This window comes from Litoreibacter halocynthiae, assembly GCF_004365635.1.
Classification (GTDB): domain Bacteria; phylum Pseudomonadota; class Alphaproteobacteria; order Rhodobacterales; family Rhodobacteraceae; genus Litoreibacter; species Litoreibacter halocynthiae.
The window spans coordinates 192292-211129 of sequence record NZ_SOBH01000002.1 but is presented as its reverse complement, the minus strand read 5'-3'; the positions used below and the strand labels follow the sequence as shown (position 1 = coordinate 211129).

At 61.5% G+C, this 18838-nt stretch carries 23 protein-coding genes; all 23 read left to right on the top strand.

What is annotated here, in order from left to right; translation table 11 throughout:
• The first annotated feature begins 6 nt into the window (after positions 1-6).
• The 23 genes from BDE40_RS08245 to BDE40_RS08135 all read left to right on the top strand — a co-directional run bounded on the left by BDE40_RS08245 (position 7) and on the right by BDE40_RS08135 (position 18835).
• On the top strand, positions 7-1602 hold the full coding sequence (locus BDE40_RS08245; RefSeq protein ID WP_134014087.1) for a carboxyl transferase domain-containing protein: 1596 nt from the start codon (positions 7-9) through the stop codon (positions 1600-1602).
• 35 nt (positions 1603-1637) lie between these two features.
• The gene (locus BDE40_RS08240) at positions 1638-2135 is read left to right on the top strand and encodes a hypothetical protein (protein WP_134014085.1); all 498 of its coding nucleotides are present in this window, start codon (positions 1638-1640) and stop codon (positions 2133-2135) included.
• Positions 2135-4066, top strand: a complete 1932-nt coding sequence (locus BDE40_RS08235; RefSeq protein ID WP_134014084.1) for an ATP-binding protein — start codon at positions 2135-2137, stop codon at positions 4064-4066. Before BDE40_RS08240 ends, BDE40_RS08235 begins: the two co-directional genes overlap by 1 nt.
• Positions 4059-4715: a glutathione S-transferase family protein gene (locus BDE40_RS08230; protein ID WP_134014082.1), complete on the top strand. Its 657-nt coding sequence runs from the start codon at positions 4059-4061 to the stop codon at positions 4713-4715. Before BDE40_RS08235 ends, BDE40_RS08230 begins: the two co-directional genes overlap by 8 nt.
• Positions 4712-5551: a hydroxymethylglutaryl-CoA lyase gene (locus BDE40_RS08225; protein WP_134014079.1), complete on the top strand. Its 840-nt coding sequence runs from the start codon at positions 4712-4714 to the stop codon at positions 5549-5551. The genes BDE40_RS08230 and BDE40_RS08225 overlap by 4 nt, the downstream gene beginning before the upstream one ends.
• A 13-nt stretch (positions 5552-5564) precedes the next feature.
• The gene (locus tag BDE40_RS08220; protein WP_134014077.1) at positions 5565-6341 is read left to right on the top strand and encodes a crotonase/enoyl-CoA hydratase family protein; all 777 of its coding nucleotides are present in this window, start codon (positions 5565-5567) and stop codon (positions 6339-6341) included.
• A gap of 71 nt (positions 6342-6412) precedes the next feature.
• Positions 6413-7525, top strand: a complete 1113-nt coding sequence (locus BDE40_RS08215) for a lytic murein transglycosylase (RefSeq protein WP_134014076.1) — start codon at positions 6413-6415, stop codon at positions 7523-7525.
• A 216-nt stretch (positions 7526-7741) separates the two neighbouring features.
• Complete coding sequence (locus tag BDE40_RS08210; protein WP_073139988.1) at positions 7742-8107, top strand: NADH-quinone oxidoreductase subunit A; 366 nt, start codon at positions 7742-7744, stop codon at positions 8105-8107.
• Positions 8098-8631, top strand: a complete 534-nt coding sequence (locus BDE40_RS08205) for a NuoB/complex I 20 kDa subunit family protein (protein ID WP_073139985.1) — start codon at positions 8098-8100, stop codon at positions 8629-8631. Before BDE40_RS08210 ends, BDE40_RS08205 begins: the two co-directional genes overlap by 10 nt.
• Positions 8628-9239 (top strand): NADH-quinone oxidoreductase subunit C, encoded by a 612-nt coding sequence (locus tag BDE40_RS08200; RefSeq protein ID WP_073139982.1) that lies wholly within the window; start codon positions 8628-8630, stop codon positions 9237-9239. Before BDE40_RS08205 ends, BDE40_RS08200 begins: the two co-directional genes overlap by 4 nt.
• Positions 9236-9568: a hypothetical protein gene (locus BDE40_RS08195; RefSeq protein ID WP_134014074.1), complete on the top strand. Its 333-nt coding sequence runs from the start codon at positions 9236-9238 to the stop codon at positions 9566-9568. The genes BDE40_RS08200 and BDE40_RS08195 overlap by 4 nt, the downstream gene beginning before the upstream one ends.
• Positions 9568-10785 carry an NADH-quinone oxidoreductase subunit D gene (locus BDE40_RS08190; protein WP_134014717.1) on the top strand — a complete coding sequence of 406 codons (1218 nt, stop codon included), beginning with the start codon at positions 9568-9570 and terminating at the stop codon, positions 10783-10785. The genes BDE40_RS08195 and BDE40_RS08190 overlap by 1 nt, the downstream gene beginning before the upstream one ends.
• Positions 10782-11066: a hypothetical protein gene (locus tag BDE40_RS08185; RefSeq protein WP_134014072.1), complete on the top strand. Its 285-nt coding sequence runs from the start codon at positions 10782-10784 to the stop codon at positions 11064-11066. The genes BDE40_RS08190 and BDE40_RS08185 overlap by 4 nt, the downstream gene beginning before the upstream one ends.
• 39 nt (positions 11067-11105) lie before the next feature.
• On the top strand, positions 11106-12308 hold the full coding sequence (locus tag BDE40_RS08180) for an NADH-quinone oxidoreductase subunit E (RefSeq protein WP_134014070.1): 1203 nt from the start codon (positions 11106-11108) through the stop codon (positions 12306-12308).
• Between the two features lie 26 nt (positions 12309-12334).
• Positions 12335-13264, top strand: coding sequence for an NADH-quinone oxidoreductase subunit E (locus BDE40_RS08175; RefSeq protein WP_134014068.1), 930 nt, complete (start codon positions 12335-12337; stop codon positions 13262-13264).
• A gap of 19 nt (positions 13265-13283) precedes the next feature.
• A complete protein-coding gene (locus tag BDE40_RS08170; protein ID WP_073139965.1) occupies positions 13284-13502 on the top strand; it encodes a DUF5337 domain-containing protein in 219 nt (72 codons plus the stop codon).
• Between the two features lie 44 nt (positions 13503-13546).
• The gene (gene nuoF / locus BDE40_RS08165) at positions 13547-14845 is read left to right on the top strand and encodes an NADH-quinone oxidoreductase subunit NuoF (RefSeq protein ID WP_134014066.1); all 1299 of its coding nucleotides are present in this window, start codon (positions 13547-13549) and stop codon (positions 14843-14845) included.
• Positions 14842-15186 carry a hypothetical protein gene (locus tag BDE40_RS08160; RefSeq protein WP_073139959.1) on the top strand — a complete coding sequence of 115 codons (345 nt, stop codon included), beginning with the start codon at positions 14842-14844 and terminating at the stop codon, positions 15184-15186. Before nuoF ends, BDE40_RS08160 begins: the two co-directional genes overlap by 4 nt.
• The gene (locus BDE40_RS08155) at positions 15183-15524 is read left to right on the top strand and encodes a hypothetical protein (protein ID WP_073139956.1); all 342 of its coding nucleotides are present in this window, start codon (positions 15183-15185) and stop codon (positions 15522-15524) included. Before BDE40_RS08160 ends, BDE40_RS08155 begins: the two co-directional genes overlap by 4 nt.
• Before the next feature lie 12 nt (positions 15525-15536).
• Positions 15537-15944 (top strand): DUF5333 family protein, encoded by a 408-nt coding sequence (locus BDE40_RS08150; protein WP_073139950.1) that lies wholly within the window; start codon positions 15537-15539, stop codon positions 15942-15944.
• Positions 15941-16426 (top strand): DUF3291 domain-containing protein, encoded by a 486-nt coding sequence (locus BDE40_RS08145; RefSeq protein ID WP_073139947.1) that lies wholly within the window; start codon positions 15941-15943, stop codon positions 16424-16426. The genes BDE40_RS08150 and BDE40_RS08145 overlap by 4 nt, the downstream gene beginning before the upstream one ends.
• Positions 16427-16429: 3 nt before the next feature.
• A complete protein-coding gene (nuoG, locus tag BDE40_RS08140; protein ID WP_134014064.1) occupies positions 16430-18439 on the top strand; it encodes an NADH-quinone oxidoreductase subunit NuoG in 2010 nt (669 codons plus the stop codon).
• Between the two features lie 6 nt (positions 18440-18445).
• The gene (locus BDE40_RS08135) at positions 18446-18835 is read left to right on the top strand and encodes a hypothetical protein (RefSeq protein ID WP_134014062.1); all 390 of its coding nucleotides are present in this window, start codon (positions 18446-18448) and stop codon (positions 18833-18835) included.
• Positions 18836-18838 lie beyond the last annotated feature (3 nt).

Below are 18838 nucleotides of genomic sequence, written 5' to 3'. Positions count from 1 at the left end.
TACCGAATGAAACTGACCTCCAACATCGCCGCAGGCTCCGAGGCGTTCCGCGCCAACGAGGCCGCAAATCTGGACGCCTTGCGCGTGGTTCAAGAGGCGGCCCAGCACGCCGCATTGGGCGGGGGCGAAGGCCCGCGTGAACGCCACGAAAGCCGCGGCAAAATGCTGCCCCGCGACCGTGTCGCCAACCTGCTCGACCCCGGCTCGCCCTTCCTAGAGGTCGGTGCCACCGCAGCCCACGGCCTCTACGATGGCGCGGCCCCTTGCGCGGGTGTCATCGCGGGCATCGGCTTGGTGCAGGGCCGCCAAGTCATGGTGGTCTGCAACGACGCCACCGTGAAGGGCGGCACTTACTACCCGATGACGGTGAAAAAGCACCTCCGCGCGCAGGAGATTGCCGAGGAAAACCACCTGCCTTGCGTCTATCTCGTGGACTCGGGCGGGGCCAACCTGCCCAATCAGGACGAGGTCTTCCCCGACCGCGACCATTTCGGGCGCATCTTCTACAATCAGGCTCGCATGTCCGCCAAAGGCATCGCGCAGATCGCCGTGGTCATGGGATCCTGCACCGCAGGCGGCGCTTATGTTCCGGCCATGTCCGACGTCACCATCATCGTGAAAGAGCAAGGCACCATCTTCCTTGCAGGCCCGCCTTTGGTGAAGGCCGCGACAGGCGAGGTCGTTACGTCCGAAGACCTAGGCGGCGGCGACGTTCACACGCGCCTGTCGGGTGTGGCGGATTATCTGGCAGAGGACGATGCGCACGCTTTGGCCCTTGCGCGGCAGGCCGTTGGCAACATTGGCGGCGGGGTGAACCCCGCCCTACGGGGCGAAGCACCCGCCTATGATCCGTCGGAATTGCTCGGCGTGGTCCCGGCCTCCCTGACAACGCCCTATGACATTCGCGAGGTCATCGCGCGGATCGTCGACGGCTCCCGCTTTGACGAGTTCAAGAAGCGCTTCGGCGAGACGCTCGTCACCGGTTTCGCTGACATCTGCGGCATGCAGGTCGGCATCATCGCCAACAACGGCGTGCTGTTCTCCGAGGCCGCCCAAAAGGGCGCTCATTTCGTCGAGTTATGCTCGCAACGCCGCATTCCACTGGTGTTTCTGCAGAATATCACCGGCTTCATGGTCGGTCGCCAATATGAAAACGAAGGTATCGCGCGGCACGGGGCCAAGCTGGTGACCGCCGTGGCGACCACCTCCGTGCCGAAAATCACCATGGTGATCGGCGGCTCTTTCGGGGCGGGCAATTACGGCATGGCAGGCCGCGCCTACCAGCCGCGCTTCATGTGGTCGTGGCCCAACTCCCGCATCTCGGTCATGGGCGGCCCACAGGCGGCGGGCGTTCTGGCGACGGTGAAACGCGACGGGATCGAGCGCAAGGGCGGCACATGGACGCCCGAGGAGGAGGCCGCGTTCAAGCAGCCGACAATTGATATGTTCGAGGAGCAATCCCACCCCCTCTACGCCTCCGCACGGCTGTGGGATGACGGCATCGTCGATCCTCGCAAAGCCCGCGACGTGCTGGCGCTGTCCCTGCGCGCCGCGCTAAACGCCCCGATAGAGGAGACACGCTTCGGCGTGTTTAGGATGTGAGCCATGTTTTTGAACGCTAATAGAAAGCTCCAACAATGTGTTTAGCCGTCTATATGGGATGTCACTTACCGCTGAAACGCATCCATGATCCACGTCCTAGCGATTTAGATTTTGAGTTTGCGAGGTGGAAGCCGAAACCATTGCAGGCCTTCGAATTCGTTTACTATTTTGGTGCGAGGTCCAAGAAAGAAAAGCAACCTTTGGAGTGTTCCTGCCTCCTGTCAGAGCACCTCACCTATACTGAAGGTGGGGTGCAATATCGTTCGGACCCACTATTTCATGAAGCACCACAGAATCCATTTCAAATTCTTCGATCTTATTGCACCCAAGCCTGTGATAACGCTTTCGGTCCCGAACTGCTTTGTGATGACGGCGGTGGAGTGGATTCGGGTGGAGAAGAAGATGCCTATGAACGGGTCTTGCTGCCACTTTCCGCAATTCAAAGAGGGGGGTTGATTTTCACAGATATCGAAGCCCATTGGCCTTGGCGGCACTATATTCTCGTAGATACAGGTAAAGAGGCTGGAAGCTGATGTTCAATAAAATCCTCATCGCCAATCGCGGCGAAATCGCCTGCCGGATCATCGACACCTGCCGCCGCTTGGGCGTCGGCACCGTGGCAGTTCATTCCGACGTGGACGCAAACGCCCGCCATGTGGCGATTGCCGATGAAGCCGTCTCCCTCGGCGGTGCCACCCCTGCGGAAAGCTACCTGCGCGGCGACGCGATCATTGCGGCGGCGCAGGCCTCAGGCGCGCAAGCCATCCATCCGGGCTATGGCTTCCTGTCGGAAAACCCCGACTTTGTGGAGGCCGTCGAAGCCGCTGGCTTGACCTTCATCGGCCCCTCCGCCCACGCAATCCGTGCGATGGGACTGAAGGACGCCGCCAAGGCATTGATGGTTAAAGCAGGCGTACCCGTAGTGCCGGGCTACCATGAGGCAGGTCAGGACAATCTGGCCGCCGAGGCCGACAAGATCGGCTACCCCGTGTTAATCAAAGCGGTCGCTGGCGGCGGCGGCAAGGGGATGCGCCGCGTCAACGCCGCCAAGGACTTCGCGCAAGAGCTGGAAGCCGCCCAGACGGAGGCGCAAAAAGCCTTCGGTAACGCCGCCGTGCTGATCGAGAAATACGTCTCCACCCCGCGCCATATCGAGGTGCAGGTCTTTGGCGATGGCAAGAAGGCGGTGCATCTGTTCGAGCGTGACTGCTCCCTGCAACGCCGCCACCAGAAGGTGATCGAGGAGGCTCCGGCCCCCGGCATGACGCCCGAGATGCGCGACGCGATGGGGCAAGCGGCGGTCCGTGCGGCGGAGGCTGTGGGCTATGCAGGCGCGGGTACGGTGGAGTTCATCGTCGATGCCTCCGACGGGCTACAAGCTGACCGGTTCTACTTCATGGAAATGAACACCCGCCTACAGGTCGAGCATCCCGTGACCGAGGCCATCACCGGCGTCGATCTGGTGGAATGGCAGTTGCGCGTGGCGTCGGGGCAGGGGCTTCCGGCGCAGCAGGACGACCTGTCGATCACCGGCCATTCCTTCGAGGCCCGCATCTATGCCGAAGATGTCCCCGCAGGGTTCCTGCCCGCCATCGGCACGCTGCACCAGCTGCAGTTTGCGGACGGCGCGCGGATTGATACCGGCGTGCGGGAGGGCGACGAGATCAGCCCGCATTACGACCCGATGATTGCCAAGCTGACCGTGCACGGCCCCGACCGCACCACGGCACTGGCGCAACTGACGCGGGCGCTGAAAGCCACGCGGATCGGCGGAACGGTCACCAATATCGGCTTCCTTGCGGCGCTGTCCGAGCATGAAGGCTTTGCGGCTGGTGACGTCGACACCGGATTGATCGAGCGTGATTTGGAGGCGTTGACCAAGACCACCGCACCCTGCACCAAAACCCGCGCGCTGGCAGCGGTCGCTGCCCTTGGATTGCACCGCACGGTGCCTGCGTTCGCAGGGGTGTCGCTGTGGGGCGGGGTCGAGCAGACCGCGCGGTTCGCCTTTGACGAGGTGGAGGACGCACGGGTCGAGACGCTGTCGCCGACGCAATTCAAAGTCACTTTGCCCGAGGCCACGCATGACATAACCCACGCGGGTGGCGCATGGCGCGTCGACGGCTCCAAAACCGATGCTTCGGTTTGGTGCAAAGGCACTCAGGGCGCGGTGTTCTGGGGCGAGACCTATGCCTTCACCGTGGTGGACCCGCTGGATCGGGCCGCGGTTCAGGGCGCGGGCGACGGTGTGACCCGTGCGCCGATGCCGGGCCTTGTGCGCGTGGTCGACGTGGCGGCGGGGGCAGAAGTGAAAGCAGGCGACCGCTTGCTGGTGCTGGAGGCCATGAAGATGGAGCACGCCTTGCGGGCCGAGGCGGACGGCACCGTCGCCGAGGTCATGACAATCGCAGGTGATCAGGTAACGGCGGGGGCCGCATTAGTGCGGATGGAGGCCGATGACTGAGATCACACTGCATCACGCGCACCAGACCCGCTCCATGCGCAACCTCTGGTTGCTGCATGAGTTGGGCGTGCCGTTTGATGTCGTGGTGCATCCGTTCGGCAAGAACCTGCGGTCGGAGGAATACCTGAAACTGAACCCCGCTGGCAGGGTACCGGCTTTGGAAATTGACGGGCAGACGCTATTCGAGAGCGGCGCGATCACCGAATATCTGTGCGAGCAATTCCCCGAGGCCGGACTGGGTCGTGCCATCGGCGATTCCGAACGGGCCGACTGGCTGGTCTGGGTGCATTTTGCCGAGACCATCACCCAGCATTGTGCGGCCCTAACCCAACAGCATATCGCGCTGTATGAAGATCATATGCGCAGTCCCATCGTGATGAAGTTGGAGGCGGCGCGGATAGGCAAATGCTACGCTGCGCTGGAGGGGCGTCTGGAAAATCGCGACTATTTGCTGGAAAGCGGCTTTTCCGCAGCCGACATTTCTTGCGGGTATTCAGTGTATTCGGGCCGTCATTTTGCACATATCGAACCTTTCCCACGCCTTTGCGATTGGTACGCCCGCATCTCTGCTCGCAAGGGGTTTCAAAAGTCCCTGCCACCGGACGGGGAGTGTCTCTACGCCAAGGAATTCTATGAGGTGCCAGCATGAGTGCGGTCGAAATCTTCGAGGTCGGCCCGCGTGACGGGCTGCAAAACGAAAAGGCGCAGATCGCCACCGCCGACAAGATTGCGCTAGTCGATTTGCTGTCCACGGCGGGCTTCAAGCGGATTGAGGTGGCCAGTTTCGTCTCGCCCAAATGGGTGCCGCAAATGGCGGACAGTGCGGAGGTGTTGCACGGCATCACCCGTGCGGACGGTGTGTCTTACGCCGCGCTGACGCCCAATATGCGCGGGTTGGAGGGGGCGATTGCGGCGAAGGCGGACGAGGTGGCGGTGTTCGCCAGCGCCTCGGAAGGATTCTCCAAGGCCAATGTGAACGCCACCATCGAAGAGAGTATCGCGCGGTTCATTCCGATCATGGAAGCCGCCCCGATGCCGGTGCGCGGCTATGTGTCTTGCATAGCCGAATGCCCCTATGACGGCCCGACCGACCCCGCTGATGTGGCCCGCGTAGTGGCGCAGTTGTTCGAGCTGGGCTGCTACGAGGTTTCGCTGGGTGACACCATTGGCCGCGCGACGCCAGAGCAGATTGACGCAATGTTGAAGGCCGTCACGCAGGTTTGCGCGGCTGATAAATTGGCAGGCCATTTTCACGACACGTCTGGGCGTGCTTTACTCAACATTGACGTGGCATTGTCGCATGGCCTGCGGGTGTTTGACGCTGCGGTCGGGGGCTTGGGCGGGTGTCCCTATGCGCCCGGTGCGGCGGGGAACGTGGCGACCGAGGCGGTTCTGAGCCATCTGGAAAGCGCAGGTCACACGACCGGACTTAACGCGGAAATCATAGCGCAAGCGGGCCGGATGGCCCAATCGATGCGCGGATAAGGAGACGAGCCTGATGTACGAGACCTTGCTTCTGGACACCGACAAGCGCGGCGTGGCGACGGTTACCCTGAACCGCCCCGACAAGCGCAACGCGCTGTCCGGCCAGATGATCGACGAGTTAACAGCCTGCGCCGCTGCGCTCGCATCGGACGATGCGGTGCGTGCGGTGGTGTTGCGCGGGGCGGGGGCTTTGTTTTGTGCGGGCGGTGATCTGAACTGGATGCGCGCGCAGATTGACGCGGACGGGGAAACCCGTGGCCGAGAGGCGGGTAAGCTCGCGGGCATGCTGGGCGCGTGGAACACGCTGCCCAAACCGGTGATTGGCCGCATCGAGGGCGCGGCCTTCGGTGGCGGCGTAGGCCTCGCCTGCGTCTGCGACGTGGCGCTTGCATCACCGGACGCCAAGTTCGGTCTGACCGAAACCAAACTGGGCCTGATCCCCGCGACTATCGGTCCCTACGTCGTTGCCCGCATGGGCGAGGGCAACGCGCGGCGGGTGTTCATGTCCAGCCGTGTCTTCGGGGCGGAGGAGGCGCAAGCCTTGGGTATCATTGCCCGTGTGTCAGACGATCTCGACGCCGCCGTGGAAGCGGAAATCACCCCGTATCTGGCCTGTGCGCAGGGTGCAGTGGCCGAGGCCAAAGCACTGGCCCTGCATTTGGGCGGCGCGCCGGGGCAGGCGGAAGTGGAGCATTCCATCAAGGCGCTGGTTACCCGCTGGGACAGCGCCGAGAGCACCGAGGGCATCGCCGCGTTTTTTGACAAGCGAAAGGCGGCTTGGGTGCGTTAACGGCTGTTTCACGCCACGTGGGAATGCGCTAACGTAGCGCAAAACAACCCCATAACAGAGGGAGCAGCCAGATGATCAACCGCCGCCATTTTATTGCCCTGACAGGGGCCACAGCCCTACAGGCTTGCAGCACCGGCGGGGGTGTTTCCGCACCGACCGCAACGCCGACGATGCGCGCGGTGCCCAACCCTGCGTTTGACGCGTGGGTGGCAAACTTCAAAACCCGCGCGTTGTCCAAAGGCATCACCGCCAGCACCCTGCAAACGGGGATGCGCGGCGTCGGGTTCCTGCCCGAGGTGATCGAGCGCGATCGTAACCAGACCGAATTCAAGCGCAGCTTCGAGGATTATCTGGCCATCGTCGCCTCGGAGGAGAAAATCCGTGCTGGCCGCGTGGCCTTCGCCCGCGAGCGGTCCCGCCTGAACGCGATTGAGGCCAAGTACGGCGTGCCTGCCAATGTGGTCGCGGCCATCTGGGGGGTGGAGAGCAATTTCGGCACCCGTCGCGGCAACGTGCCTGTGGTTTCTGCCACCGCGACGCTGGCCTTTGAGGGGCGGCGCGGGGCGTTCTTCGAGAAGCAGCTGATCGCTGCGCTGAAGATTTTGCAATCAGGTGACACGACGCCGAACCGGTTGGTCGGCTCATGGGCCGGCGCGATGGGGCACACGCAGTTCATTCCGACGTCGTACCAGCTTTTTGCGGTGGATTTCACCGGTGACGGGCGGCGCGACATCTGGTCTGAGGATCCGTCCGATGCGTTGGCATCGACCGCCGCCTATCTGGCGAAGTCCGGCTGGCAGCGGTCGCAGCCTTGGGGGCGCGAAGTGACCTCAGGCGGGTTGCAACCCGATCCCGGTGGGCCGCGCTTCGAGGTGGGGCAGAACTTCCGCGCGATCAAGCGCTACAACAATTCCGACAATTACGCGCTGGGGGTGGGCCATCTGGCGGACCGGCTGGCAGGAGGCGGGCCGCTGAAGACGCCGTTCGGGCCGGATAAATACGGGCTGAAAATCGACGACCGCAAGCGCCTGCAAACCCGCCTGACGGCGAAAGGCTTCGACACGGGCGGGGCGGACGGGGTGCTGGGGCCAAAGTCCAAAGCCGCCATCGCCGCCTACCAGCGCAGCGTCGGGCTGGAGGCCACGGGCAACCCGTCACCCGCACTTTTGCAGCGGCTGGGGTAGGGGGCGACTCAGCGTGCAGGTGCAGGCGAAATCGGCCTGCTTGTTGCGCTGCGTCAAATGCCAAGCAAAACAACGGTGATAAATGCCGCAAAAATTAGGACTATTCGGTGACAAGTGGGGGGGTCCATCGGTTGACCCCCTGCGCGCTCAGGCGTAAAGATCACCGCAGCAATTACTTCCTGTGTGTCGTGACATGCAGGCGAGAAGGAGACTTACGTGGACGAGCTTCTACGCGAATACCTGCCCATCCTGATATTTTTGGCAATAGCCATTGGCCTCGGTTTGGTTTTGATTCTTGCAGCGGCAGTCGTCGCAGTCCGTAACCCAGACCCCGAAAAAGTGTCCGCCTACGAATGTGGCTTTAACGCTTTCGACGATGCGCGGATGAAGTTCGACGTGCGGTTCTATCTTGTGTCGATCCTGTTCATCATCTTCGACCTCGAAATCGCCTTCCTGTTCCCGTGGGCGGTTGCCTTCAAGGATGTCGGGCTACTTGGCTTCTGGTCGATGATGGTCTTCCTTGCAGTGCTGACCATCGGCTTCGCTTACGAATGGAAAAAGGGAGCACTCGAATGGGAGTAGCAACCGGTCTGAACACCGCTGGCTGGGACAAAGACGTCGCCACCGCACAGCTGAACTCCGAGCTTCAGGACAAGGGCTTCCTTGTCACCTCGACCGAGGACATCATCAACTGGGCGCGCACTGGCTCGCTGCACTGGATGACCTTCGGGCTGGCCTGCTGCGCCGTCGAGATGATGCACACCGCCATGCCACGCTACGACATGGAGCGCTTCGGCACGGCCCCTCGCGCCTCCCCGCGCCAGTCGGATCTGATGATCGTGGCTGGTACATTGACCAACAAAATGGCCCCCGCCTTGCGCAAGGTCTACGACCAGATGCCGGAGCCGCGCTACGTGGTCTCCATGGGGTCCTGTGCCAATGGCGGCGGCTACTACCACTATTCGTATAGCGTTGTGCGCGGCTGCGACCGGATCGTTCCGGTTGATCTATACGTGCCGGGATGCCCGCCCACAGCCGAGGCATTGCTCTATGGCTTGCTCCAGCTGCAACGCAAAATCCGCCGGACGGGGAATATCATTCGATGACCGCTGCCCTTCAAGAACTCGCGGCTCACATAGAGCTGAAACGCCCTGATTGCGTGCTGTCCACAGAGATCGCATTTGACGAGCTGACCGTGCATATCGCACCCAGCTCGCTTGTGTCGTTCTCGGAGTTTCTGAAAACCGACCGCGCCTGCCGCTTTTCCACGATGGTGGATATCACGGCGGTGGACTACCCGACCCGCGACGCGCGGTTCGACGTCGTGTATCAATACCTGTCGATGTACCAGAACCACCGCATCCGCGTGAAAATGGCAATCCGCGAAGACGAGATTGTGCCATCCCTGCACGAGGTCTATCCGGCGGCCAACTGGTTCGAGCGCGAGATTTTCGACATGTTCGGCATCATGTTCTCCGGCCATCCGGACCTGCGCCGCATCCTCACCGACTACGGCTTCCGCGGCTATCCGCTTCGCAAGGACTTCCCGACCACGGGCTATGTCGAGGTGCGCTATGACGAAGCCGAAAAGCGCGTTGTCTACGAGCCGGTAAAGCTGGTTCAGGAATACCGCCAGTTCGATTTCATGTCCCCATGGGAAGGTGCGGAATACATCATGCCCGGTGACGAGAAAGCTGAAGAGGCGAAAAAATGATGATTTTTCTTCTCTTTATTGGTGCAACAGCACGCATGATGATGGTACCTGCCGTAATCTTGTCAGGTGCTACGTGCGGCTGGTTCTGGAGAAGGCCGTGGTCGCTATTTGCCGGCGGTTTCTCAGCTATGATAATGGCTCTTTTGATCCATTCGGATATTCGCCTCATATTCACTACGGTTCTTGCTGATGGAGTAGCGCAAGCTTCGTTCTTGTTTTCAGTCTTCACTGCCGGATGTGTTTGGGCATTTTTTGCTAGCGTAGTGCGGCCGAAATTTTATGGACGACGGACCTCGGTGGATGTCCCGTTGAAAGACGAGGTGCTATGATGGACGGTGGCAAATTCGACGACGCCCTGACGGGCGAGCAGAAGATCCGTAACTTCAACATCAACTTCGGGCCTCAGCACCCTGCGGCGCACGGCGTGTTGCGCTTGGTTCTGGAACTCGACGGCGAGATTGTGGAACGCTGCGACCCGCATATCGGCCTTTTGCACCGTGGCACGGAAAAGCTCATGGAGAGCCGGACCTACCTGCAAAACCTGCCCTATTTCGACCGTCTCGACTACGTCTCCCCGATGAACCAGGAGCACGCTTGGTGCTTGGCCATCGAGAAGCTGACCGGCACCGAAGTACCACGCCGCGCATCCTTGATCCGCGTGCTGTACTCCGAGATCGGTCGTATCCTGAACCACCTGCTGAACGTCACCACGCAGGCCTTGGACGTGGGCGCACTGACGCCGCCGCTTTGGGGCTTCGAGGAGCGCGAAAAGCTGATGGTGTTCTACGAGCGGGCCTGTGGCGCACGCCTGCACGCGGCGTATTTCCGTCCGGGCGGGGTGCATCAAGACCTGCCGGAAGATTTGCTCGACGATATCGAGGAATGGACAACCACCTTCCCGCAAGTTCTGAGCGATATTGACGGGCTGCTGTCCGACAACCGTATTTTCAAACAACGCAACGCCGATATCGGGATCGTGACCGAGCAGGATATCCTCGACTACGGCTTCACCGGCGTGATGGTGCGCGGCTCCGGCCTTGCGTGGGACCTGCGCCGCTCGCAGCCTTATGAGTGTTATAACGAGTTCGATTTCGAAATTCCGGTTGGCAAGAACGGCGACTGTTTCGACCGGTATCTGGTCCGTATGGAAGAGATGCGCCAGTCGCTGTCGATTATGCGTCAGGCGATCGAAAAGCTGCGCGCACCGGACGGTAAGGGCGACGTGATGGCGCGGGGCAAGATGACCCCGCCGACACGTGGCGAGATGAAAACCTCCATGGAGGCGCTCATCCATCATTTCAAATTGTACACCGAAGGCTTCCATGTGCCGAAAGGTGAGGTTTACGCGGCGATCGAAGCCCCGAAGGGCGAGTTCGGCGTGTATCTGGTGGCGGACGGGACCAACAAGCCCTACCGCGCCAAAATCAAGGCCCCCGGGTTCCTGCATTTGCAGGCGATGGATTATATCTGCAAAGGCCACCAGCTTGCTGACGTGGCCGCTATTATTGGAACGATGGACGTAGTTTTTGGAGAGATTGACCGATGAAAAAGTTTTCTGCCTTTGCCGTAGCCGGTGCCATGACCTTGAGCGCCTGCCTTCCTGCCCCCGAGTTGAGTGTCGATGATATCGACCTCGCGCGCTACGCCTCTGCCATGGCGCAAGTGGGCTGCACCGACTTTGACGGCATCACCCACGCCGAAATCCGCAAGATCACCGGCTGGAAAGATAAGAAGCTCGACAAAGTGCAAGAAGAGGCCATCGCCCAGCTTCAAGCCATCGAGCAAGCCGGCGGCGGTATCCGCTCCACCGTAGGGGCCTGCGCGTAAGCGCTGCCCCGGACGCACAGATAAAGGCCACAGACCTCCATGCTTCGTAGACTTCACGCAGACCAGCCTGACAGCTTCGCTTTCACCCCCGCAAACCTTGCGTGGGCGGATGCGCAGATTACGAAATACCCCGAGGGGCGTCAGGCCTCGGCGATTATCCCGCTGTTGTGGCGGGCTCAGGAGCAGGAGGGCTGGCTGACCCGCCCCGCCATTGAATACGTGGCGGACAAGCTGGGCATGGCCTATATCCGGGCATTGGAAGTGGCGACGTTCTACTTCATGTTCCAACTGCAACCGGTTGGATCTGTTGCGCATATTCAGGTTTGCGGAACCACGTCCTGCATGATCTGCGGCGCCGAAGACTTGATCGGGGTCTGCAAGGAAAAGATCGCCGAGAAGCCGCATCAGCTGTCCGCTGACGGCAAGTTCTCGTGGGAAGAGGTCGAGTGTCTGGGCGCTTGCGCCAACGCGCCCATGGCCCAGATCGGCAAGGATTATTACGAAGACCTGACCGCCAAAAGCATGGCGCAGATCATCGACATGCTGGCCAAGGGCGACGTGCCGACACCCGGCTCGCAAAACGGCCGCTACGCCGCCGAGCCGCGTAAGGGCCTGACATCGTTGACAGAATTCGACAGCGGTAAGACGCAATACAACGCCTCGGTGCAACTGGCGGCTGATATCGGCGACACGGTGAAACGCATCGACGGCACCGAAGTGCCTTTGCTGGCCCCGTGGCAACATGGCGGCAAAGCCAAGGGCGGTGCCGCGAACAAGGCGTCCGTGCCAGCCAAGTCGAAAACGGCGGCGGCAAAAAAAGACGCGCGCCAAGTCGACGCAACCAAGGCCGAGGTCGATGCCAAAAAAGTGGCGCGCCCGAAGACTGGCACGGTGGCACCGAAATCCGAGGCTCCGAAGGCCAAGGATCCGGCAAAAGCCAAACGGGTCGCTGCGGACGGCAAGCCCGAACTGCTGAAAAAGGCGCGGGCCGGCGGGCCGGACGACCTCAAGTTGATCAAGGGCGTTGGCCCCAAACTCGAACAGCTTTTGCACAAGCTGGGTGTTTTCCACTTCGATCAGGTCTCGTCCTGGCGCAAGAAGGAAGTCGAGTGGGTGGATGAGAACCTCGAAGGCTTTAAAGGCCGCGTTTCCCGGGACGAGTGGGTGAAGCAAGCCAAGGTGCTGGCCAAAGGTGGCACTACGGAATTTTCAAGCCGCGTCAAAAAAGGCGGCGTCTACTAGTCTGAAACAGACGGGGAGTACGAAGAATGGGACAGAACAACACAAACGGGGGAAGCTGCAAAACGGTTTGCTGGCTTGCTGCGTTGATCGCGGGCGTGCTGGTCGCTGCATTGCTGATGTCGATGCGGGACTTTGGATTTCTGGGGGCCGTCTTTTGGGGCCTCGTGGTACTGCTTGTCGGGGGCTTTGTGTTGAACTGGGCGTTCTGCGGCAAGGCGGAAGCGCAAGTGTCTTCGGTTCCGGCCGCGTCCCGCACGGATGGGGCGACCGCCGCCGCACCGCTGGCCAGCTCCGGTGCTGTGACAACATCCTCGCCAGTTGCTGAAAATGCGGGTGCCGCCGCCGCCAGCCTGAGTCCTGCGGCTGCAAGCACCGCACCGGAGGTGAAGCCTGCTGCGAAGAAGCCGGCCGCAAAGAAGGCGGCCACGACCAAAACCGCCGCGAAATCCGCAACCAAGGCTGACGCAACGGCCAAGGCTGCGCCAAAGGCCAAGGCAGAACCAAAGGCCAAGGCCGCTGCGAAGCCGAAGGCCAAGGCAGCGGATGCAAAACCTGCCGCCAAGGCGAAAGCCGCTCCGAAGGCCAAAGCGGCAACCGCGAAACCGGCGACCAAAGCTGCACCGAAGGCAAAGGCGGCAACCGCTGCCAAGGCCAAGCCAGTGGCCGCTGACGGCAAGCCGGAACTTTTGAAACAGGCCCGTGCGGGCGGGGCCGATGATCTCAAGCAGATCAAAGGTGTCGGTCCGAAACTCGAGGGCGAGTTGCACAAAATGGGCGTCTACCACTTCGATCAGGTCGCCAGCTGGCGCAAGAAGGAGGTGGAATGGGCCGACAACAACATCGATGGCATCAGAAACCGCGCCTCCCGTGACGAGTGGGTGAAACAGGCAAAGATTTTGGCCAAAGGCGGCGAGACCGAGTTCTCGAAGAAGGTGAAAAAAGGCGGGGTCTATTGATCCCGACTGAGACGAAACGATGAGCGGGCCCTCGCAAGAGGACCCGCGCATGGTCAGACAGGCCCGACAGGCGGCGATCGTGATTTTTGCCACGATGCTGATCTGGGTCGGGGCGCAGGTGATCGGGGGGCAGCTTGGCTGGCCCGCAAGGTTCGCCTTCCTGTTCGACCTGATGGCAGGGGCCGCGTTCATCTGGGCGTTGGTCGTTTTATTCCGGGTGTGGCGCGCCAGAAGCTAGGCGCGCGTCACCGCACATGAAGAAGCAGACAGGACGCGAAAGCTATGTTGGCAGACAAGGACCGCATCTTTACCAATCTCTACGGGATGCATGACCGCACCCTGAAGGGCGCGAAAGCCCGTGGGCATTGGGACGGCACCGCCGCGATCATCAAGCGTGGCCGTGACAGCATCATCGACGAGATGAAGGCCTCTGGCCTGCGCGGACGCGGGGGCGCTGGCTTCCCGACGGGCCTGAAATGGTCCTTCATGCCCAAAGAAAGCGACGGTCGCCCCAGCTATCTGGTGGTGAATGCCGACGAGTCCGAGCCGGGCACCTGCAAAGACCGCGAGATCATGCGCCATGACCCGCACACGCTGATCGAAGGTTGTCTGATCGCGTCTTTCGCGATGAATGCCAACGCCTGCTACATCTACATTCGCGGCGAATATATTCGCGAGAAAGAGGCGCTGCAGAACGCCATCGACGAATGCTACGAGGCTGGCCTCGTTGGCCCCAACGCCGCCAAATCCGGCTGGGACTTCGACATCTACCTGCACCACGGGGCAGGGGCGTATATTTGCGGCGAGGAAACCGCGTTGCTGGAAAGCCTTGAGGGCAAAAAGGGCATGCCGCGGATGAAGCCGCCGTTTCCTGCGGGGGCTGGCCTTTATGGCTGCCCGACCACCGTGAACAACGTCGAATCCATCGCCGTGGTGCCGACCATCCTGCGCCGTGGCGGGGAATGGTTCTCGGGCTTTGGCCGCCCGAACAACGCCGGCACCAAGCTGTTTGCGATTTCCGGCCATGTGAACAACCCGTGTGTGGTCGAAGAGGCCATGTCGATCCCGTTCAAAGAGCTGATCGACCGCCATTGTGGTGGCATCCGTGGCGGCTGGTCCAACCTGAAAGCCGTAATCCCGGGAGGATCATCCGTGCCGATGTTGCCCGCCGAGATGATGGAAAAAGAATGCATCATGGATTTCGACTGGCTGCGTGAGCAGCGCTCCGGCCTTGGCACCGCTGCGGTCATTGTGATGGATCAGAACACCGACGTCATCAAAGCCATCTGGCGGCTGTCGAAGTTCTACAAGCATGAGTCTTGCGGCCAATGCACCCCGTGCCGCGAAGGCACCGGCTGGATGATGCGCGTGATGGACCGCTTGGTGACGGGCGAGGCCGAGGTGGAGGAAATCGACATGCTGCTGGACGTGACAAAACAGGTCGAAGGCCACACGATTTGCGCCTTGGGCGACGCGGCGGCTTGGCCGATCCAAGGCCTCGTGCGCCATTTCCGCGACGAGATCGAAGACCGCATCAAACACAAACGAACGGGCCGCGTGTCGGCGGTGGCGGCAGAATGATGCGCGCTCTGTTCCTCATCCCCGCCGTCGCTGTTCTGGCTGCCTGTGTTCCTCCCGGTCCGGTGTCCGAGAAGCCCAAAGGCCCGCCGCTCGAGATCGTCGAAGCCGCGCGTGCCGCTGACACGACCCGCGTTGTCTTGCGCTACAAGGACGGTGCTGCGATCCCGACCGCTGACGAGAACCGCGCTGTGCTGCGCGCGATGGAAATCGCCTGCCGTGAAGGCGAAAGCGCCATTCCCGACACCCGCACCCGCAAGGACGGGTTGCTGACCGTTAACATCTTCTGTGTTGGCGTGTTGCAAAGCGATCAGGTCATTGACGGATCAAGGTTGAAAACATGATCCGGCTTTTGCTCATCATATCGCTGGTGTTTGCGACAGCCTCTTGCGCGCGTCTCAGCCGTGACAAGTCGCGTAACGCCGCCAGCGAGCGGGAATTGCCGTTCAAGGCAAAGCTGTCCACGGGCGAGGACAAGCGCGACGTCACCATTTCCGTGGCGAACAAAGGGGCTGGCGTTGAAGCGGTGCGCGAGAGCGTGCGATTCGAGGCGACGAAATATTGCCTGCTGAACTATGGTGGCTCTGATGCTGACTGGCGGATGAGTCCCGTCAGCGAGGATTGGGCCTTCACCCAAGACGGTGACAAGCTGGTTTTTAACGCGCGTTGCACCGCGCGGTAGAATGGAATGAGAATGTCGAGCGCAGTGAAATTCGGGCCCCTCGCCACCGCCGCCGTTCTGGCGGCTGTGCCTGCGATGGCCGACACGCGCCCGATGCCGGACTACTTCGTCTCGGCGCTTGTGGCGACCTCTGCGGCGCAAGCCTTGGCGCTGTCCTGCGCGGAGTTGAGCGTCGATCCTGTGGCCATCGTCAAAGCGTCCGAGAAGCTGTTCACACAGCTGGAAGAAGACGGGTTCGACCCGAGTGATCCCTCCGCTGGTATGGACAATGGCGATGCCGAACTGGGCGCCGCCCAGCAGGCGTTTATGGATAAGCACCAGCTTGATGGCGCTGGAAGTGAATTGGTGTGTGCCGCTGGCCGTTCCGAGATGTCGGAAGGCACCGAGATCGGGCTTTTGCTGGTGGAGGTGCCGCAATGAAGGGTCACCATCTGGCAGAATTGAACGTCGGCAAACTGCTCGCCCCGGTGAGCGACCCCCGCGTGGCGGAGTTCATCGACAATATCGAGCGGATCAACAATCTGGGCAAACGGATGCCCGGCTTCGTGTGGATGCTGGAAGGCTCCGGCTCGCCGGGCGCGACCGAGCATGCGATAGCGGGCGATCCGCTTTATGTGCCGAACCTGACCGTGTGGGAAAGCGCCGAGGCGTTGGAGACCTTCGTCTGGGGCACGCTGCACAAGAAATTCTACGAAAAGCGCCAAGAGTGGTTCGAGGTGCTGGGCAAAATGCACTTCGTCATGTGGTGGGTGCCGGAAGGCCACCAGCCGACACTGGACGAGGCGCTGGAGAGACTTGAGATGCTGCGGGAGCAGGGCGACAGCCCCGACGCCTTCGGCTGGGACTATTTGAAAGACGCGACCATGTGGAAAACACATGGCTGCCAAGTGGCTGCGGAGTAACGCATGAGCGACCTGAAAAAAGTAATCATCGACGGCAAAGAGGTCGAGTGTGACGGGGCGATGACCCTGATCCAAGCGTGTGAGCAAGCGGGCGTCGAAGTGCCGCGTTTTTGTTATCACGAGCGCCTGACCATTGCCGGCAACTGCCGCATGTGTCTGGTCGAAGTCGTCGGCGGCCCGCCGAAGCCTGCCGCGTCCTGCGCGATGCAGGTGCGCGACCTGCGCCCCGGACCGGAAGGCCAGCCGCCTGTGGTGAAAACCAACTCGCCGATGGTCAAGAAGGCCCGCGAAGGGGTGATGGAGTTCCTGCTGATCAACCACCCGCTGGATTGCCCGATTTGCGACCAAGGCGGCGAATGCGATCTGCAAGATCAGGCGATGGCATATGGCGTGGACTTCTCCCGCTACCGCGAGCCAAAACGCGCGACGGATGATCTGGACCTTGGCCCGCTGGTCGAGACCCATATGACCCGCTGCATTTCCTGCACCCGCTGCGTGCGCTTCACGACAGAAGTCGCGGGCATCACGCAAATGGGCCAAACGGGCCGTGGCGAGGATGCGGAGATTACGTCCTATCTGGGCCAGACCCTAGACTCCAACATGCAGGGCAACATCATTGACCTGTGCCCCGTTGGGGCTTTGGTATCAAAGCCTTACGCCTTTACGGCGCGCCCGTGGGAGCTGTCCAAAACCGAGAGCATCGACGTGATGGACGCGCTTGGCTCCAGCATCCGCGTGGACACTAAAGGCCGCGAAGTCATGCGCTTTTTGCCGCGCAACCATGACGGCGTGAACGAGGAATGGATTTCCGACAAGACCCGTTTCGTTTGGGACGGCTTGCGCCGCCAGCGTCTCGACACGCCTTATATTCGTGAAAACGGCAAGCTGCGCAAAGCGGGCTGGGGCGAGGCTTTGGAAGCCGCTGCCACCGCGATGAAAGGCAAGAAACTTGCCGGTCTGGTGGGCGATCTGGCCCCTGTGGAGGCCGCGTTTGCCTTGAAACAACTGATCGAAGGCCAAGGTGGCGTTGTGGAATGCCGCACCGATGGCGCGAAACTGCCTGCGGGCAACCGCTCCGGCTATGTCGGCACCGCGCGTATCGAGGATATCGACACCGCCAAAATGATCCTGCTGATCGGCACCAACCCAGAGATCGAGGCCCCCGTGCTTCATGCGCGTATTCGCAAGGCCTATCTGGCTGGCGCGACCGTTGGCGTGATCGGGCCGAAGCTGGACCTGAGCTTCGAGTACACCCATCTGGGCACCGACCGCGCCGCCTTGGCGAAGGTCGCCGAGATGGACAACGCAAGCGAGCAAGCCGGTGTGACGATCATCGGCCAGGGCGCGTTGCAGGAAGCTGATGGCGAGGCTGTTCTGGGCGCCGCGATGCAACTGGCCGAGGCCGGAAACGCCAAGTTCATGGTGCTGCACACCGCCGCTGGCCGCGTTGGCGCGATGGATGTGGGCTGTACGAATGACGCCGGCATGGACGGGATCAAGGATGCCGAGGTGATCTACAACCTTGGCGCCGACGAGATCGACATCGATGCGGGTCCGTTCGTGATTTACCAAGGCTCCCACGGGGATCGCGGCGCGCATCGTGCCGACATCATCCTGCCGGGTGCTGCCTATACCGAAGAACAAGCGCTGTTCGTGAACACCGAAGGGCGGCCACAACTGGCGCTGCGTGCGGGGTTTGCTCCGGGCGAGGCGAAAGACAACTGGGCCATCCTGCGGGCGCTGTCCGCCGAATTGGGAACGACACTGCCTTACGACACACTGGCGCAACTGCGTCAGGCGCTGGTCGCCGAAGTTCCGCATCTGGCGGGTGTCGACATCGTGCCAGAGAACGCATGGACACCGCTGCCGGCCAAGAAAATGGGCAAGGCCGACTTCCGCCACGCCCTGACCGATTTCTACCTGACCAACCCGATCGCCCGTGCGTCTGAATTGATGGCCGAGCTGTCGGCAAACGCCAAAGCGCGGGCCAGCGCCCCGATGGCTGCGGAGTAACGTGACATGCGCACGCGCATATCCTTTCTGGGGGCAGCCATGCTAGCGGCCTGCACCCCGACCGAGGACCCGTCGCAGGACTATTTTGCGCCGGACTACCTTGGCATCGAGACCAGACGGCTTGACGATGACCTCGTCAGCTTTCTGGTGCGGATGAGGGGTGCGCGGACCAAAGCGGATGTGGCGGATTACGGAAAATGCGCGGCGGCGCAGTATGCGTTGATCCGGGGCTTCGGATTTGCGCGACATGTGCGCACAAACGTACAGGAAGAGGGTGGCCTTTGGGCCGGAGATGCGGTTTACACCATCTCGGCTGCACTACCCGACGGATTGCAAACAATCGACGCCGAAGTGGCCGTCGCAGAATGTGCCGAGACCGGCATACCAACAGTTTGAGGG

Bases quoted from the DNA above. Each gene is read 5' to 3' on its own strand.
- BDE40_RS08180 (WP_134014070.1), top strand. From the start codon at position 11,106: ATGCTTCGTAGACTTCACGCAGACCAGCCTGACAGCTTCGCTTTCACC.
- BDE40_RS08245 (WP_134014087.1), top strand. From the start codon at position 7: ATGAAACTGACCTCCAACATCGCCGCAGGCTCCGAGGCGTTCCGCGCC.
- BDE40_RS08230 (WP_134014082.1), top strand. From the start codon at position 4,059: ATGACTGAGATCACACTGCATCACGCGCACCAGACCCGCTCCATGCGC.
- BDE40_RS08135 (WP_134014062.1), top strand. From the start codon at position 18,446: ATGCGCACGCGCATATCCTTTCTGGGGGCAGCCATGCTAGCGGCCTGC.
- BDE40_RS08150 (WP_073139950.1), top strand. From the start codon at position 15,537: ATGTCGAGCGCAGTGAAATTCGGGCCCCTCGCCACCGCCGCCGTTCTG.
- BDE40_RS08155 (WP_073139956.1), top strand. From the start codon at position 15,183: ATGATCCGGCTTTTGCTCATCATATCGCTGGTGTTTGCGACAGCCTCT.
- BDE40_RS08160 (WP_073139959.1), top strand. From the start codon at position 14,842: ATGATGCGCGCTCTGTTCCTCATCCCCGCCGTCGCTGTTCTGGCTGCC.
- BDE40_RS08170 (WP_073139965.1), top strand. From the start codon at position 13,284: ATGAGCGGGCCCTCGCAAGAGGACCCGCGCATGGTCAGACAGGCCCGA.
- BDE40_RS08220 (WP_134014077.1), top strand. From the start codon at position 5,565: ATGTACGAGACCTTGCTTCTGGACACCGACAAGCGCGGCGTGGCGACG.
- BDE40_RS08240 (WP_134014085.1), top strand. From the start codon at position 1,638: ATGTGTTTAGCCGTCTATATGGGATGTCACTTACCGCTGAAACGCATC.
- BDE40_RS08205 (WP_073139985.1), top strand. From the start codon at position 8,098: ATGGGAGTAGCAACCGGTCTGAACACCGCTGGCTGGGACAAAGACGTC.
- BDE40_RS08195 (WP_134014074.1), top strand. From the start codon at position 9,236: ATGATGATTTTTCTTCTCTTTATTGGTGCAACAGCACGCATGATGATG.
- nuoF (WP_134014066.1), top strand. From the start codon at position 13,547: ATGTTGGCAGACAAGGACCGCATCTTTACCAATCTCTACGGGATGCAT.
- BDE40_RS08175 (WP_134014068.1), top strand. From the start codon at position 12,335: ATGGGACAGAACAACACAAACGGGGGAAGCTGCAAAACGGTTTGCTGG.
- BDE40_RS08215 (WP_134014076.1), top strand. From the start codon at position 6,413: ATGATCAACCGCCGCCATTTTATTGCCCTGACAGGGGCCACAGCCCTA.
- BDE40_RS08185 (WP_134014072.1), top strand. From the start codon at position 10,782: ATGAAAAAGTTTTCTGCCTTTGCCGTAGCCGGTGCCATGACCTTGAGC.
- BDE40_RS08200 (WP_073139982.1), top strand. From the start codon at position 8,628: ATGACCGCTGCCCTTCAAGAACTCGCGGCTCACATAGAGCTGAAACGC.
- nuoG (WP_134014064.1), top strand. From the start codon at position 16,430: ATGAGCGACCTGAAAAAAGTAATCATCGACGGCAAAGAGGTCGAGTGT.
- BDE40_RS08190 (WP_134014717.1), top strand. From the start codon at position 9,568: ATGGACGGTGGCAAATTCGACGACGCCCTGACGGGCGAGCAGAAGATC.
- BDE40_RS08235 (WP_134014084.1), top strand. From the start codon at position 2,135: ATGTTCAATAAAATCCTCATCGCCAATCGCGGCGAAATCGCCTGCCGG.
- BDE40_RS08145 (WP_073139947.1), top strand. From the start codon at position 15,941: ATGAAGGGTCACCATCTGGCAGAATTGAACGTCGGCAAACTGCTCGCC.
- BDE40_RS08225 (WP_134014079.1), top strand. From the start codon at position 4,712: ATGAGTGCGGTCGAAATCTTCGAGGTCGGCCCGCGTGACGGGCTGCAA.